This window comes from Cupriavidus sp. MPR-AND1C, from assembly GCF_058809705.1.
This window is the reverse complement of the sequence record NZ_JBXASU010000011.1, coordinates 46,948-61,579: the sequence shown is the minus strand read 5'-3', so window position 1 is coordinate 61,579 and position 14,632 is coordinate 46,948. Positions and strand designations below refer to the sequence as shown.

Below are 14,632 nucleotides of genomic sequence, written 5' to 3'. Positions count from 1 at the left end.
CATGGGCATCGACCTCTCTTTGATCTGGGCCGTCATCATCTTCTTTGGCGTGATGATGTATGTGGTGATGGACGGTTTCGACCTGGGCATCGGCATGCTGTATCCCTTCGTGCCGGACCGCCATGACCGCGACGTCATGATGAACACGGTGGCACCTGTGTGGGACGGCAACGAGACCTGGCTGGTGCTGGGCGGCGCGGGCCTGCTGGCCGCGTTTCCGCTGGCCTACTCCGTGGTGCTCAGCGCGCTCTACCTGCCGCTGATCTTCATGCTGCTGGGGCTGATCTTTCGCGGCGTGGCGTTCGAGTTTCGCTTCAAGGCCAATGACCGCGAGCGCCACGTCTGGGACAAGGCGTTTATCTGCGGCTCGCTGGTGGCGGCGTTTTTCCAGGGCGTTTCGCTGGGCGCGTATATCGACGGCATCAAGGTAACCGGGCGCACCTTCTCGGGCGGCCCGCTGGACTGGCTGCAGCCCTTCCCGCTGTTCTGCGGCGTTGGCGTGGTGGTGGCGTACACCGTGCTGGGCAGCACCTGGCTGATCATGAAAACCGAAGGCAAGCTGCACGAGCGCATGCTGGAACTCACCGGCAAGCTGGCCTGGGTGTTGCTGGCCGTCATCGCCGTCATCAGTATCTGGACGCCGCTGTCGCAGCCGCGCATTGCCGAGCGCTGGTTCAGCCTGCCCAACCTGTTCTGGTTCTCGCCGGTGCCGCTGCTGGTGGCGTTTGCCATGTACCGGCTGATCCGCTCGTTGCAGCAGCATGCGCACCTGGCGCCGTTCATGTACACGCTGGCGCTGGTCTTCCTGGGCTATAGCGGGCTGGCGATCAGCGTATGGCCGAATATCGTGCCGCCGGATATCTCGATCTGGGCCGCCTCCTCGCCACCGCAAAGCCAGGGCTTTGCGCTGGTGGGCGCGCTGTTCATCATTCCTTTCATCCTGATGTACACGGTGTGGGCCTATTACGTGTTCCGAGGCAAGGTGAAACACGGCGAGGGGTATCACTGATGCCAGCGACGCAGCACCGCCGGCGATCGCCGGACGATGCGCCCAGGCCGTGGCTCAAGCGGGTCGGCTGGATGGTGCTGATCTGGGTGGCCAGCGTGGCCGCGCTGGGCGTGGCGGCTTTGCTGCTGCGCCTGCTGATGCGGCTGGCAGGCATGCATAGCTGAGGGGCGTCCGTGGCCCGGCGCCCCGGCACCTGCGGGGCGCGATCCGTTGACCTTAGATCCTTGATCTTTGACCCTCAGCGGCTCACGCTGAAAGTCCACCATCCACGCCGATGCTCTGGCCGTGGATAAAGCGCCCCGCGGGCGATGCCAGCAGCACCGCCAGCCCCGCTACATCCTTCGCCTCGCCGATCCGCCGCATCGGGATCGCGGCGGCCAGGCGCGCCTCCTGTTCCGGGTTGCCCCATAGCGCCTCGCGCGAGAACTCGGTGCGCACCGGCCCGGGGTTGATCGCATTCACGTTGATCCCCTTCGGCCCGAGTTCCAGCGCCAGGCTGCGCACCGCACCGTCCGTTGCGGCCTTGGTGATGCTGTACATGCCGAGCATGGCCGAGCCGCGCTTGGCCGCGATGCTCGACATGAAGATGACGGCACCGTCACCACGCTCGATCATCTGCGGCGCCAACGCATTGACCAGCACCAGGTTGCCTCGCACATTGCCCGCCATGGCCTGCTCGAGCACGTCCGGGCCCTGGCTCAGCAGCGCGCCCGCCGCGCCGCTGCCGGCCGCGTTCAGCACCAGCGCATCCACGCGGCCGTAGGCGTCCAGCGCTTGCCTGGCAAACGCCTGGACGCTCTCAACGTTGCCGATATCGCAAGCGATGCCCTTGGCCTTGAAGCCCTCGCCGTCCAGTGCGGCCGCCACCGCCTCGGAAGTGGCCTGGTCACGGCCGGACACCACGAGCGCGGCGCCGCACGCGCCCAGCGCGCGGGCCATTTCCAGGCCCATGCCCTTGGTGGAGCCGGTGATGACGGCAACGCGGCCACTGAGATCGAACAGGTTCTGCATGACGGATTCTCCTGATACAGAGGAAAAGAAAAGCGACGCTGCCCGCATCTGCGATGCTGCGCGGCGACGCCTGTTTAAATGATGACCAACATTTATTGAATAAATTATGGGTGTCATATAAAATCCGGTCAAGCAAATCAAGCAAAGTTTCAACAGGAGAGCCAGGTATGGCGCGCGCATCACGAGAGCAGGCCGACAAGCACAGGGAAGCCATCGAGCAGGCCTCCTCCAGGCTATTCCGCGAGCGCGGCCTGAACGGCGTGAGCGTGGCCGAGCTGATGGCCGGGGCCGGCCTCACGCACGGTGGCTTCTATGGGCACTTCTCGTCCAAGGACGCGCTGGCCGCGCTGGCGAGCAAGCGCGCCTTCGAGGAATCCGCGCGGCGCTGGTCGCGCCGCATCGAGCGCGCCAAAGGCGACAAGCAAGCGATGCGCGCCAACCTGGTGGAGGCCTACCTCACCACGGCGCATTGCACAAGCCGCGGCGATGGCTGCGCGGCGGTGGCACTCGCTGGCGACATTGCCCGCGAGCCGGCGGACAAGCCAGTGCGCCAGGTCTATATCGACGGCCTCAAGGTCATGGTCGAGGACTGGATGAAGACGGTCGAGCACGCCGACCCGGCCGAGCGCCGCAAGCTGGCGCTGGGACAGCTGGCCATGCTGGTGGGCGCCATGACGCTGGCACGTGCCACCGAGGGCGATGCCATTTCCGAAGACATCCTGGGCGCGGCGCGCGACATGCTGCTGGGTCCGAATTCCCAGTAGCAGCAACGGCCAACACCCCACGACAAACCAACGCCCCGCCCCCGGAACCCGACCCATGTTCGCTCAAGCACTTTCCAGCCGGCTCGACCGGCGCGGCATCCACTACGCGTGGCTGATCGCCGCCATCACCTTCTGCGTGATGCTGACCACCTCGGCCGCGCTCGGCCTGCCCGGCGCCTTTCTCAAGCCGCTGACGCGCGAAATGGGCTGGGACACGGATCAGATCTCATCCATCCTCGCGTTTCGCTTTGCGCTGTTCGGCCTGATGGCCCCGTTCTCGGCGATCCTGATGGAGCGTTTCGGCGTGCGCAACGTGGTGTGGGCCGCGCTGGCGCTGATTGCCGGCGGCATGGCGCTGGCCACCGTGGCCACCGAGCTGTGGCAGTTGTTCATTGCCTGGGGCCTGATGCTCGGCGTTGGCTCCGGCCTGACCGCGCTGGTGCTCGCGGCCGTGATCGCCAGCCGCTGGTTCAGCGCGCGCCGCGGGCTGGTGATCGGCATCCTGACCGCCAGTTCGGCCACCGGCCAGCTGGCGTTCCTGCCCGTGGCCGCCTGGCTGATCGAGCATATGGGCTGGCGCATCGCGGTGCTGCCGGTGCTGGGCGCCTGCGCGGTGCTGGCCGTGCTGGTGTTCTGCTTCATGCGCAATCGTCCGGCCGACGTGGGCCTGGCTGCGTTCGGTGAAGTGCCCATGCACGCCCAAGCCGCGCCGGCGCCGCCCAGCGCGCCCGCGCCGCTGACCTTGCGCGGGCCCTTCGTGGTGCTGCGCGACGCCGCCCGCAGCCAGACCTTCTGGATCCTGGCCGGCACCTTCTTCATCTGCGGGCTGAGCACCAACGGCCTGATCCAGACGCACTTCATCTCGCTGTGCGCGGACTTCGGCATGGCCGCCGTGCCGGCCGCCGGCGCGCTGGCGATGATGGGCGCGTTCGACTTTGTCGGCACCATTGTCTCGGGATGGCTGTCGGATCGCTATGACTGCCGCAAGCTCCTGTTCTGGTACTACGGCCTGCGCGGCCTGTCGCTGTTCTGGCTGCCCCACTCCACGTTCACGCTATACGGCTTGTCCATCTTTGCCATGTTCTACGGCCTGGACTGGATCGCCACGGTGCCGCCCACGGTCAGGCTGGCAGGCTCGGTGTTCGGCAAGGAGCGCGCGCCGATGGTGTTCGGCTGGATCTTTGCCGCCCACCAGGTCGGCGCCGCCACGGCTGCGTTTGGCGCGGGCCTTACCCGTACCTTGCTGCTGACCTACACACCAGCGCTGTACGCCGCGGGCGCGGCGTGCATGGTGGCCGCGCTGCTGGCGTTGATGGTCCGCCGCCCCGGCACGCAGGCTAGCGGCGCGGCCCCGCAAGCAGCCAAGGCCTGACATTCGCGGCGCTCGCCGCCGCTGCGTTGCCCTTGGTCGCCATGACAAGGGCAACGAGGGCAACGCGGCACCTTTGATCCTCGCAATACTCCCCCGCCGTACCCCTCGCTTTCTCTCCCATCGTCGTGCTCCGCGGTCATTCCTGACGCCGCGCTTTCCTCGTTTTTTTTCGTCCCCCAGCCCGCCATCCAGGCAGGGCCTGTGCCTCTGCGTGCCTGTCCCATCAAGAATGCAAATGAGCGCATCAGCATTCTTTGCCTCCCTGTCACCCGCATGACAACCCCTTTTCTTACTCTGCCAACGCGTCACGGGGAGCGTGATCGGACGCGCCGCCGGAGCGGCGCGCCGCGTTGGATAACAGAAAAGAGGAACCGGATATGGCATGGAAACAGCGGGCACGCATGGCATGTGGCCTGGCCCTGGCGGGCACGGTAGCGGCATGCGGCGGCGGCGGCAGCGACTCGCCGGCAGTGGTGGCCCCCGATCAGAACAACACGGGCGGCAGTGGCGTTGCCAGCAAGAAAGTGCTGCTGGTCGGCGTGGACGGCGCCACCTATAGCCAGCTGCAAAACGGCATCGCCCAGCGCACATTGCCCAACCTGGCCACGCTGTCGGTCACGCCAGCATCGACCGGCGGCCGGCTCGGCACCACCACCGAGCAGGTTCCGCTTGCCGGCCCGAGCTGGGCCACGGTCCTCGCCGGCAACTGGGCGAACCGCCACGGCGTGGGCGACGACGTTGCCGTGGCCACCGGCCTGCGCACGCCGAGCCTGTTCCAGTACTTGCGTGCCAACGCCGGCTCGAGCGCACTGCGCCGCGGCGCCGCTACCAGCGCGCCCGTGTTGCCGGCGTTGCTCAAGGCCGACGTGGCCGCAGGCAATCTCGACTCCATGCGCGACTGCACCGCCGACGACAACTGCGTGGCGCAAGAGGGTGTGAAGCTGGTGCAGTCTGGCTACGACGTAGTCTTCACCCAGTTCAGCGCGCCCGACCTGGCCGCGGCCGCCCAGGGCTTCCAGAACGGCGGCTACGCCACCGCGCTGTCCAGCTTTGACCAGGCGCTGGGCAAGCTGCTGGCCGCCGTGCAGGCTCGCCGCGCGGCCAATGCCAACGAAGACTGGCTGGTCGCCGTGACCACCAGTCACGGCCTGGACGCGACGGGTTCCACCACCACCCTGCCGACGGTGCAAAACCGCACCACCTTCATCGCGCTCAACAAGCCCTTCAACACGGCGGTGGCCAGCAACCTGCCGGCTGCGCCCGCCAATGCGGACGCGCTGGCGGCACTGCCAACCGAGGCGGACCTGCTGCCCACCATGCTCGCGCACGTCGGCGTGGCCCTGCCCGCCGCCTCGTACCAGATCGACGGCTCGGCGTTGGCCGGCACTGCGGGCGTGCGGGGCTTGCAGTCCGTGGTGGGCAGCACCAACACCTCGCTGGTGCTGTCATGGCAGAACCCCACCACCGCCACCGGCGACATGACGCTGCTGCGCGACGGGGTGCAGATCGCCACGCTGCCGGCCGGCACGTCCACCTATGAGGACAAAGCCATCACCGCGCCGGCCAGCGGCGTGTACCGTTTCAACTACACGCTGGTGCGCAACGGTATGCCCACCGCGCTGCTGGCGCAGATCAACTACGTCAAGCCGGTCGTGCTGGCCGACACGCTGCGCAACAACCTGGCTGCTTACTACAGTTTCGAGACGCTGCCGGCAACCGACAGCAAGGGCACTACCGCCATCGGCCCCTGGGTTCCCGGCACCGATGGCGGCTCGCTGAGCAGCGACAACTTCGGCGGCAAGGCGCTGAAGGTCGATTCGAGAATCGACGCCTATCAGCTCACGCAGAGCGGCGCCGATATCGCGCTCGCCCCGCAATTCACCATCGGCTTCTGGTTCAAGTCCGACTGCACCCAGGGCAACGGCACCGGCGAGCCGATCCTGGCCAACAAGAACTGGACCTCGGGCAGCAACGCGGGCATCGCGATCGGCCTGTGGGGCAGCTGCTCGGTGAGCTTCAACATCGGCAGCGGCGGCAAGCGCGACGACATCACGGGCATGACGTTCAGCGCCAACCAGTGGACCTATCTGGCCTTGTCGATCAACGCCACGGCCAAGACCTTCAGCGCCTACGTCATCGACCCGGTGCTCGGGCTGCAAAAGGCTGAAAACAGGGCCATCGCCAACACCGACGTGACCAAGCTCAACGGCCTGGCCACCAAGGCCTGGGGCCTCAATGACGATGCCACGCATGCCTATGTGCCGAACAACGGCGGCGCACTCAAGGGCGTGATGGAGTTCAACGACCTGGCCATGTGGACGCGCCAGCTCAGCCTGGCCGAGCTGCAGACCATCACCGGCTCGCGCCAGCCGCTGTCCACGCTCAACCCCTGATACCTATTCCCCGAGAGCAAACGTGATCATGAAGCCTTCAATCTCTTTCTTCGCGCAGCCGGGCTGGCTGGCGGCACTGGTGCTGTGCGCCACGCTGACGGCTTGCGGCGGCGACTCCAATGACAAGCCCGCCGATCCGGCGCAGCCCGGGCAGCCCGGGCAGCCGCCCGCAGCCACGCCGCAGCTGCGCTGCGCGCCTTAACGAGCAGCCGCGAATAGCGACGACCCGTCCCTAACTGCAGCGCACCGCGGGGCGCCAGCCCTGCGCACCGCACGAACCGAACAGTCCAGCAAAAAAACCAAGATGAGCCTTCACAGCAGACGCAATTTCCTCAAGATGGCCGGCGGCAGCGCCGCCGCCACCGCGGCGCTGGCCGCCTTCCCGCCGTCGATCCGGCGCGCGCTGGCGATTCCCGCCAACAACGCCACCGGCACCATCCGCGACGTGGAGCACGTGGTGATCCTGATGCAGGAAAACCGCTCCTTCGACAATTACTTCGGCACCCTGCAGGGCGTGCGCGGCTTCGGCGATCGTTTCCCGATCCCGCTGGCCGGCGGCCTCAACGTCTGGCAGCAGGCCTACACCAACCGCATCGTGCAGCCTTACCACCTCGACAGCACGGCCGGCAATGCGCAACGCGTCAGCGGCACGCCGCACAGCTACCCCGACGCCCAGAATGCCTGGGACCTGGGCCGCATGAACAAGTGGCCCACCTACAAGAACACCCAGTCGATGGGCTACTACACCCAGACCGAGCTGGACTTCCAGTTCGCACTCGCCAACGCCTTCACGCTGTGCGACGCCTACCACTGCGGCTTCCATGGTGGCACCAACACCAACCGCCTGTTCCACTGGACCGGCACCAACGACCCCACCGGTGCCAATGGCGGCCCGGTGATCGACAACAGTGGCGACTCCATGGGCGCTTCCACCGGCGGCTACCGCTGGACCACGTATCCAGAACGCCTGCAGGCGGCGGGCGTAAGCTGGAAGCTGTACCAGAACATGCCGGACAACTTCACCGACAACCCGCTGGCTGGCTTCGTGCAGTACCGCAAGGCCAACGAGGCGCGGGGCAATACGTCCAACGGCAGCCCCTACCCGGCCTATACCATCGCCGACGACGTCATCAACCCGCTTATCAAGGGCATCGGCAACACCATGCCGGACGGCGGCTTCCTGCAAGCGCTGAAGGACGACATCGCCGCGGGCAGCCTGCCGCAGGTATCGTGGATCGTGGCGCCGGCGACCTACTCCGAGCACCCGGGGCCGTCCAGCCCGGTGCAAGGCGCCTGGTACACGCAGGAAGTGCTCAATGCGCTGACGGCCAACCCGGCCGTCTGGAGCAAGACCGTGCTCCTGATCAACTTCGACGAGAACGACGGCTTCTTCGACCATGTGCCGCCACCCTGCGCGCCTGCCTACGACGCCAACGGCGTGCTCGCCGGCAAGTCCACCGTCGCCACCGACGGTGAGTACCACACCGACATGCATCCCTACGGCCCTGGCCCGCGCGTGCCGATGTACGTGGTCTCGCCGTGGAGCCGCGGTGGCTGGGTCAACTCGCAGGTGTTCGACCACACCTCGGTGCTGCGTTTCCTGGAGGCACGCTTCGGTGTGGCCGAGACCAACATCAGCCCATACCGCCGCGCGATCTGCGGCGACATGCTGTCAGCGTTCAACTTCGTCAGCCCGAACAGCGCGGCGCTGCCTGTGATCCCCAACCGCACCAAGACCGTTGCCGACAAGGTGCGCACGGATCAGGAAGGCATGGCACCGGTTGCGCTGCCGACCGTCGCCTTCCAGACCGCCAACCCGGCCACCCAGCCGGTGGGCACGCGGCCCTCGCGCGCGCTGCCCTACGAGCTGCATGTGAGCGGCCGCGAGGATCCGGGCGCCAAGGCCATGTGGCTGCTGCTGAGCAACACCGGCACCGCCGCCGCCGTCTTCCACGTGTACGACCGCCTGCACCTGGACCGCGTGCCGCGCCGCTATGCGGTCGAGCCGGGCAAACAGGTTAATGACAGCTGGGACGTCTTCACCGCTGACAACGGCAAATACGACCTGTGGGTGCTGGGCCCGAACGGCTTTCATCGCGCCTTCCAGGGCGACGTGAGCACCGTGGTCGCCGCGGGCGGCACCGCGCCGGAAATCCGGGTGTGCTACGACATCGCCAATGCCGCCGTCTACCTGACCATGATCAACACCGGCGCCAAGGCCTGCACCTTCACCGTCACGCCCGCCGCCTACCGCGAAGACGGCCCCTGGACCTTCGACATTCCGGCCGGCAAGCAGCTCGACCAGCACTGGCCGGTGGGCCTGCAGGGCAACTGGTATGACTTCGTCGTGACCACCACCCAGGGCAGCTTCCGGCGCCGCTTTGCCGGCCGCCTGGAAACCGGCGCCGACGGGGTGTCCGACCCGGCGCTGGGCAAGCCCGCACGGGCCGTGCCCTGAGCGAAGCCGGGGGGGGGGGGGGGGGGGGGGGGGGGGGGGGGGCAGGAGCACCTGCTCCTGCCGCCGCCCGCGCTTTCCATCCTTTGCACCATCGCACTGCCGCGCCAACGGCGGCGCGATGGTGCGCTGTCACATGAACTGTCATAAAACGCCGCTAGACTGGCGCGCTTGCCTTATTCCCACGGAAACCCCCCATGCTCGGCGACCTGCTGACGACGTTCTATGAAGTGGCACGGCAAGGCAGCATCACCACTGCCGCCAAGCAACTGCGCGTAAGCCAGCCCACGGTCACGGGCCGCATCCGCCAGCTGGAAGAGAACTACGGCGTGGAGCTGTTCTACCGGCGCGCTGGCCGGGTCGACCTGAGCGACGTCGGCGTGGCCCTGATGCCGGTGGTGGAACAGTTGATGCAGCACGAAGGCAGCGCGGATTTCCTGCTGCGCAATGCCGGCAACCTGCATCTCGGCCATCTGCGCATTGGCGCTACCGGGCCCTATTACATCCTGAAGAGCGTAGCCGCGTTTCGCGAGCGCTATCCCGCCATCGAGATCAGCATCGATATCGGCAACTCGCAGCAGATGCTGGATGCGCTGATCGAGTACCGCATCGACGTCGCTGTTTCCTCGCACGCCGTCGAGGACGATCGGCTGGCCCGCATCACGCTGGCCACCGACCCAATGGTGCTGGTGGTCAACCCCGCCCATCCGCTGGCGCGCGCGCCCAGCGTCAGCCTGGCGCAGCTGGCAACCTGCCACCTGCTGATCCGCGAGCACGGGTCGATGACGCGCAAGGCCACCGAGACCGCGCTGGACGGCGCCGGCTTGCCGCTGCCGGCCAGCACCGTCATCGGCAGCCGCGAAGCCATCTACGAAGCCATTCGCCGGGGCCTTGGCGCAAGCGTGGTGCCGCTGGGGGAAGTGCCGCGCGACCCGGCGCTGTGCGTTGTGCCGTTTGCCAGCCAGCCGCCCGTGCTGCACGAATACCTCTATTGCCTGCAGGGCCGCACGCATACGCGGCTGATCGGGGCCTTCCTGGATTGCCTCGCGCCGTGCAAGGCAGCGTAGGCGCCATGGGCAACCCCGGCAACCCCGGCGGCCTCGGCAACCTCGGCAATTTCGCCAAAGGCGGCAAAAATCCCTGATAGCCGTATCGGGATTCTTGCGCCGCGCTTCATCCGTGGGTCATTGCCGATGGGCATCCTTGCCGCTTTTCCGACCGGAGACGGCGCATGTCCTGCCTTGCCTTGTTTGACCTCGACCACACCTTGCTACCGCTGGATAGCGAATATGAATGGGCACGCTACCTGGTGGAGGCCGGCGCGGCGGATGCCGCCGAAGTCGAGGCCAACAACGCGCTGTGGCTGGCCGAGTACAGCGCCGGACGCCTGGACATCCACCGCCACGCCGCCTTCGCCCTGGGCCTGCTGGCGCGTCATCCACACGCACAGCTGGAGGGCCTGCGCAGCGGCTTCATGCGCGACGTGATCGCGCCGGCCCTCCGCCCCGAGGCGCGCGCGCTGCTGGCCACGCACCAGGACGCCGGCGATCTGTGCTGCATCGTCACCGCCACCTGCCGCTTCGTCACCGAGCCGATCGCCGAGGCGCTGGGCGTGGCGCACCTGCTGGCGGTGGAGGCCGCACGCGACGCGTCGGGCAATTTCACGGGTGCGGTAGACGGCGTGCCGAGCTTCGGGGTGGGCAAGATCGCACGCGTGGCGCAGTGGCTGGAATCGCTCGGCATGGCGTGGGCGCACTTCGAGCGCACCGTGTTCTACAGCGACTCGCGCAACGACATTCCGCTGCTCGAAGCCGTGAGCCACCCGGTGGCCACCAACCCGGATGCCGCGCTGCGCGCGCTGGCCAACACGCGCGGCTGGCCCCTGCTGATGCTGTTTGCTTCGGCCGAGCCGGCGCTGGCCACGGCCTGACACCGGTGACACCCGGCGCCAGTCACGGGGCTTTCACAAAACCGGGGGATGATGGCGGGCACGCTTTTGTAACCCGACCGGCCGCCAGCGCCTATATTGACGTTGAAGCCCTGACAATCGACCGTCGCATCGCCCCCAAGGAGCCGCCCTCGCCCATGGCGCAGCCACCCAACGCAGGCAGTTTTGCTGAAATGCAGCAACTGGAGGGCATCCTGGAAGCCGGCGCCAGCCGCCTGGATGCCTGCCGCGTCGGGGAGGTGCAGGCAGGCGGCCAGTGCTTTCCCTTGTACACCGCCAGCATCGGGTCGAACGATCCGCATGCGCCCGCCATCGGTTTTTTTGCCGGCATCCATGGCCTGGAGCGCATCGGCACGCATCTGCTGCTCGACTACATGCGCATGCTGCTGTGGCGCCTGGAGTGGGACGAACTGCTGGAGCGCCAGCTGCAATCCGTGCGGCTGCTGTTCATGCCGATCGTCAACCCGGGCGGCATGTGGGCGGGCGCGCGCGCCAACCCCAATGGCGTGGACCTGATGCGCAACGCGCCGCAGGACGCGGTTGGCCGGGTGCCGCCGCTGGCTGGCGGCCAGCGCGTGGGGGCGTGGCTGCCGTGGTACCGCGGCAAGCTCGGTGCGCCCATGGAGGCGGAAAGCACTGCCATGCTGCAAGTCGTGGCGCAGCAGTTGCAGGGTCGGCCCTTGAGCTTCGCGCTGGATTGCCACTCGGGCTACGGCTGGAGCGACAGCATCTGGTTTCCCTACGCGCGCACCGCCGCGCCGATGCCGCACCTGCCTGAGATGTTTGCCCTCAAGACCATGCTCGAGCAGGCACATCCCCACCATGGCTATGCCTTCGAGCCGCAGAGCTGCCAATACCTGCTGCACGGCGACCTGTGGGACTGGGCCTACGACCACACGCCGCCAGGCAATATCTTCCTGCCGATGACGCTGGAGCTGGGTTCCTGGCTGTGGATCAAGAAGAATCCCCGCCAGTTGTTCTCGCGCCAGGGATTCTTCAACCCGGTCAAGGCGCACCGCACCGCGCGCGTGCTGCGCCGGCATGCCAACCTGCTGGATTTCCTCGCCCGCGTGGCCTATGCGCCCGAGCGCTGGCTGCCACGCGGGCAACGCCGCCAGGAATTGCTCGACCGCGCCAACGCGCAGTGGCCCTGGGGGCCGCCCGGATGAGCGACTGGATATTGCTGCGCGGCCTGACGCGCGAAACCCGCCACTGGGGCGTCTTGCCGGGCGTGCTGCAGACCCACGCTGGTATCGGACCCGTCACCATGCTGGACCTGCCTGGCAATGGCGTTGAGGCGCCCGGGCGCGCGCCAGCCAACGTGGCTGCGATGGTGGCGTTCCTGCGCGAGCGTGCCGCCAGGCAGGGGCTGGTGCGGCCATACCGGCTGCTGGCGATGTCGCTGGGCGCCATGGTGGCGGCGCAGTGGGCGCGGCAGCACCCCGAGGAGATCGGCGCGCTGGTGCTGATCAACACCAGCATGCGGCCCTTTTGCAGCGTGGCCGAGCGGCTGCCACCGCGCAACTGGCCGGCGCTCTTTGGCATGGCGCTGCGCTGGCACAACGCCCCTTACTGCGAGCGCATCATCTACCGGCTGACCTGCAACGCGAGCGCGGCCTTCGCGACGGATGTGGCGCAATGGTGCGCGATTCGCGGCAGCGCACCGGTATGCCGGGCCAATGCCCTGCGCCAGCTGTGGGCCGCGGCACGCTATCACGCGCCGGGTGCGCCGCCGGCCTGCCCGACGCTGGTACTGTCGTCGGCGGCGGATCATCTGGTCGACCCGGTGTGCTCCGCGCGCCTGGCCGAAGCTTGGGGCGCGCAGCACCGCCGCCATCCCTGGGCGGGGCACGATTTGCCGCACGACGATCCAGCCTGGCTGGCTGCCGCGGTGGCGCGGTGGCTGGCAACAACCAGTGCCAGCCATCGCTGAAACCATGCCCTCATGCCTTCACGCTTTCATGGATGCACGGACTTCACGCCCGCGCGGCAGCGGCACGCCACATGCGCAGGGTGGTCCTGCAGCAGCCTGCGCACCACACCGTTGGTCCAGCCAAAGCCGTCCTGCAGCGGATACTCGCCGCCCCCGCCGCCTACCGCGCCATCTTCTCCGGGCTGCAGGGCGTATTTCTCCACCAGCTTGTACTCACGCTGGTAAAGGCTTGCCACGGTCACCAGCCAGCGATGGGCGATCTCGTGCGCAAGCGCCGCTTGCCCGCAGCACGCAAACCCGCCAATCGCCAGCCATTGCAGCGGCGCCCAGCCGTTGGGCAGGTCCCACTGCTGGCCGCTGACGCGCTCCGTGGTGGCAATGCCGCCGGGCTGCAGCAGCCTCGCGGCCACGGTTTGCGCCACTCGCGCCGCCTGCGCGGGGGTGGCCGCGCCGACGTAGAGCGGCACCACGGTCGCCGCCGTCAGGTTGGCGCGGGCGTGGTGGCGTTGCCAGTCGAAATCGAAGTAGGCGCCCTCGGCCTCGCGCCACATGAGCCGGTCGATGGCCTCCCGGCGGGCCTGCGCGCGCTGGGCGAAGACCGGTGCGTCGGCATCGCCGGCGGCCTGGGCCAGTTCGGCGAGCTTGTGCTCCAGCTTGAACAACAGGCAATTGAGATCCACCGGCAGGATCGCCGTGGTGCGAACCGTCTCCAGCCCGCCGCCGGGTTCCTGCCAGCGCGAGCTGAAGTCCCAGCCCGATTCGGCTGCGGCGCGCAGGTCGCGGAATACCTCGGCGGCCGGCCGCGCCGCCAATGCGGCCGTGCCGGTGTCTTCGATAAAGGCTTCCTCGCGCGGGGTATCGCGCTCGTCCCAGTAGCGGTTCAGCAGGCTGCCGTCGGCCAGCCTGACCACCCGCCGGCATGCCTGCCCCGGCGCAAGGCAGTCGGCGCCCCGCATCCAGAAAGCGTACTCCTTGCGCAACTGTGGCAGGAAACCCAGCTCGGGTTGCACGCCCTGGTCCTCGAACAGCTCCACCATCAGCGCGAACACCGGCGGCTGCGAGCGGCTCAGGTAGTAGCTGCGGGTACCGTTGGGGATCACGCCATAGGTATCAAGCAGGTAGGAGAAGTTCTCCGCCATGCCGCGCAACAAGCCGCCCTGCCCGCTGGCGGCCAGGCCCAGCATGGTGAAGTACGAATCCCAGTAGTAAAGCTCGGAGAAACGCCCGCCCGGCACCACGTAGGGGTGCGGCAGCGGTAATAGCGAGCATTGCGGCGGGTGCTGCGCGGGATGCCGGGTCAGCACCGCCCACAGCCCGTCGATATGGTCGGCCAGCGGCTGGTTGGGGTCGGACTCGTAGCAGCTGCGCGGCACTTCGGGCAGCGCGAAATGCGCGTGCACAAAGGCGGCAAGGTCGAAGCCGGCAGCGTCGGCGCGAGCGCGGTAGGCGGCCAGGATGGTGGCCGGGTCCTGCCGGGGCATGGCGTCGGTGAAGGTCTTGCTGTCGGGAAAAATGCGCCCCATCTGCACCGCCACGAACAACTCCTGGTAGCGATCGGCGGGCGTGAGCGGATCGGCGTGCGCACAGCCTGCCAAGCGGTGCGGGGCGAGCGTCTGGCCACCGGTGGGGTCGCCCACCTCGCGCACATGAGGCTGGCCGGCCGGGTGGCCGCCTTCGATGGTGATGCGTGGTGCCACGGCCACTCCCGGTTTTTACCCGTGCGGCAGCGCGGTTGGCTGCCAACAAG

General features: G+C 67.8%; 13 protein-coding genes. 11 read left to right on the top strand and 2 right to left on the bottom strand.

Features of this window, described 5'->3' with window-relative positions; genetic code table 11:
• The first annotated feature begins 1 nt into the window (after window position 1).
• Both cydB and AC1RWI_RS09210 read left to right on the top strand, forming a co-directional pair.
• Window positions 2-1,009, top strand: a complete 1,008-nt coding sequence (cydB, locus tag AC1RWI_RS09215) for a cytochrome d ubiquinol oxidase subunit II (RefSeq protein ID WP_043354850.1) — start codon at window positions 2-4, stop codon at window positions 1,007-1,009.
• Entirely contained in the window at window positions 1,009-1,173 is a 165-nt protein-coding gene (locus tag AC1RWI_RS09210) for a DUF2474 family protein (protein ID WP_082055131.1), read from the top strand. The genes cydB and AC1RWI_RS09210 overlap by 1 nt, the downstream gene beginning before the upstream one ends.
• An 82-nt stretch (window positions 1,174-1,255) precedes the next feature.
• On the opposite strand, the gene AC1RWI_RS09205 is transcribed toward AC1RWI_RS09210, so the two are convergent.
• Entirely contained in the window at window positions 1,256-2,020 is a 765-nt protein-coding gene (locus AC1RWI_RS09205; protein ID WP_043354849.1) for an SDR family NAD(P)-dependent oxidoreductase, read from the bottom strand.
• A 167-nt stretch (window positions 2,021-2,187) separates the two neighbouring features.
• Between AC1RWI_RS09205 and AC1RWI_RS09200 the strand changes: the two genes are divergently transcribed.
• The 9 genes from AC1RWI_RS09200 (at window position 2,188) to AC1RWI_RS09160 (ending at window position 12,885) form a co-directional block, all read left to right on the top strand.
• Window positions 2,188-2,784: a TetR/AcrR family transcriptional regulator gene (locus tag AC1RWI_RS09200; protein ID WP_492865856.1), complete on the top strand. Its 597-nt coding sequence runs from the start codon at window positions 2,188-2,190 to the stop codon at window positions 2,782-2,784.
• Window positions 2,785-2,839: 55 nt separating this feature from the next.
• Window positions 2,840-4,156, top strand: coding sequence for an MFS transporter (locus tag AC1RWI_RS09195; RefSeq protein WP_043354846.1), 1,317 nt, complete (start codon window positions 2,840-2,842; stop codon window positions 4,154-4,156).
• 377 nt (window positions 4,157-4,533) lie between these two features.
• Window positions 4,534-6,549 (top strand): hypothetical protein, encoded by a 2,016-nt coding sequence (locus tag AC1RWI_RS09190; RefSeq protein WP_492865854.1) that lies wholly within the window; start codon window positions 4,534-4,536, stop codon window positions 6,547-6,549.
• A gap of 28 nt (window positions 6,550-6,577) precedes the next feature.
• Window positions 6,578-6,751: a hypothetical protein gene (locus tag AC1RWI_RS09185; RefSeq protein WP_173430733.1), complete on the top strand. Its 174-nt coding sequence runs from the start codon at window positions 6,578-6,580 to the stop codon at window positions 6,749-6,751.
• 102 nt (window positions 6,752-6,853) lie between these two features.
• A complete protein-coding gene (locus tag AC1RWI_RS09180; RefSeq protein WP_043354842.1) occupies window positions 6,854-9,007 on the top strand; it encodes a phosphocholine-specific phospholipase C in 2,154 nt (717 codons plus the stop codon).
• 194 nt (window positions 9,008-9,201) lie between these two features.
• Window positions 9,202-10,071 (top strand): LysR substrate-binding domain-containing protein, encoded by an 870-nt coding sequence (locus tag AC1RWI_RS09175; protein ID WP_492865851.1) that lies wholly within the window; start codon window positions 9,202-9,204, stop codon window positions 10,069-10,071.
• Window positions 10,072-10,235: 164 nt separating this feature from the next.
• A complete protein-coding gene (locus tag AC1RWI_RS09170; RefSeq protein ID WP_492865849.1) occupies window positions 10,236-10,934 on the top strand; it encodes an HAD family hydrolase in 699 nt (232 codons plus the stop codon).
• A gap of 155 nt (window positions 10,935-11,089) precedes the next feature.
• Window positions 11,090-12,121 (top strand): M14 family zinc carboxypeptidase, encoded by a 1,032-nt coding sequence (locus tag AC1RWI_RS09165; RefSeq protein ID WP_492865847.1) that lies wholly within the window; start codon window positions 11,090-11,092, stop codon window positions 12,119-12,121.
• On the top strand, window positions 12,118-12,885 hold the full coding sequence (locus tag AC1RWI_RS09160) for an alpha/beta fold hydrolase (RefSeq protein WP_492865845.1): 768 nt from the start codon (window positions 12,118-12,120) through the stop codon (window positions 12,883-12,885). The genes AC1RWI_RS09165 and AC1RWI_RS09160 overlap by 4 nt, the downstream gene beginning before the upstream one ends.
• 26 nt (window positions 12,886-12,911) lie before the next feature.
• On the opposite strand, the gene treF is transcribed toward AC1RWI_RS09160, so the two are convergent.
• Entirely contained in the window at window positions 12,912-14,582 is a 1,671-nt protein-coding gene (gene treF, locus AC1RWI_RS09155; RefSeq protein WP_492865843.1) for an alpha,alpha-trehalase TreF, read from the bottom strand.
• Window positions 14,583-14,632: the final 50 nt, after the last annotated feature.

Bases quoted from the DNA above. Each gene is read 5' to 3' on its own strand.
- AC1RWI_RS09185 (WP_173430733.1), top strand. From the start codon at position 6,578: ATGAAGCCTTCAATCTCTTTCTTCGCGCAGCCGGGCTGGCTGGCGGCA.
- AC1RWI_RS09210 (WP_082055131.1), top strand. From the start codon at position 1,009: ATGCCAGCGACGCAGCACCGCCGGCGATCGCCGGACGATGCGCCCAGG.
- AC1RWI_RS09205 (WP_043354849.1), bottom strand. From the start codon at position 2,020: ATGCAGAACCTGTTCGATCTCAGTGGCCGCGTTGCCGTCATCACCGGC.
- cydB (WP_043354850.1), top strand. From the start codon at position 2: ATGGGCATCGACCTCTCTTTGATCTGGGCCGTCATCATCTTCTTTGGC.
- AC1RWI_RS09170 (WP_492865849.1), top strand. From the start codon at position 10,236: ATGTCCTGCCTTGCCTTGTTTGACCTCGACCACACCTTGCTACCGCTG.
- AC1RWI_RS09195 (WP_043354846.1), top strand. From the start codon at position 2,840: ATGTTCGCTCAAGCACTTTCCAGCCGGCTCGACCGGCGCGGCATCCAC.
- AC1RWI_RS09190 (WP_492865854.1), top strand. From the start codon at position 4,534: ATGGCATGGAAACAGCGGGCACGCATGGCATGTGGCCTGGCCCTGGCG.
- AC1RWI_RS09175 (WP_492865851.1), top strand. From the start codon at position 9,202: ATGCTCGGCGACCTGCTGACGACGTTCTATGAAGTGGCACGGCAAGGC.
- AC1RWI_RS09180 (WP_043354842.1), top strand. From the start codon at position 6,854: ATGAGCCTTCACAGCAGACGCAATTTCCTCAAGATGGCCGGCGGCAGC.
- AC1RWI_RS09160 (WP_492865845.1), top strand. From the start codon at position 12,118: ATGAGCGACTGGATATTGCTGCGCGGCCTGACGCGCGAAACCCGCCAC.
- AC1RWI_RS09200 (WP_492865856.1), top strand. From the start codon at position 2,188: ATGGCGCGCGCATCACGAGAGCAGGCCGACAAGCACAGGGAAGCCATC.
- AC1RWI_RS09165 (WP_492865847.1), top strand. From the start codon at position 11,090: ATGGCGCAGCCACCCAACGCAGGCAGTTTTGCTGAAATGCAGCAACTG.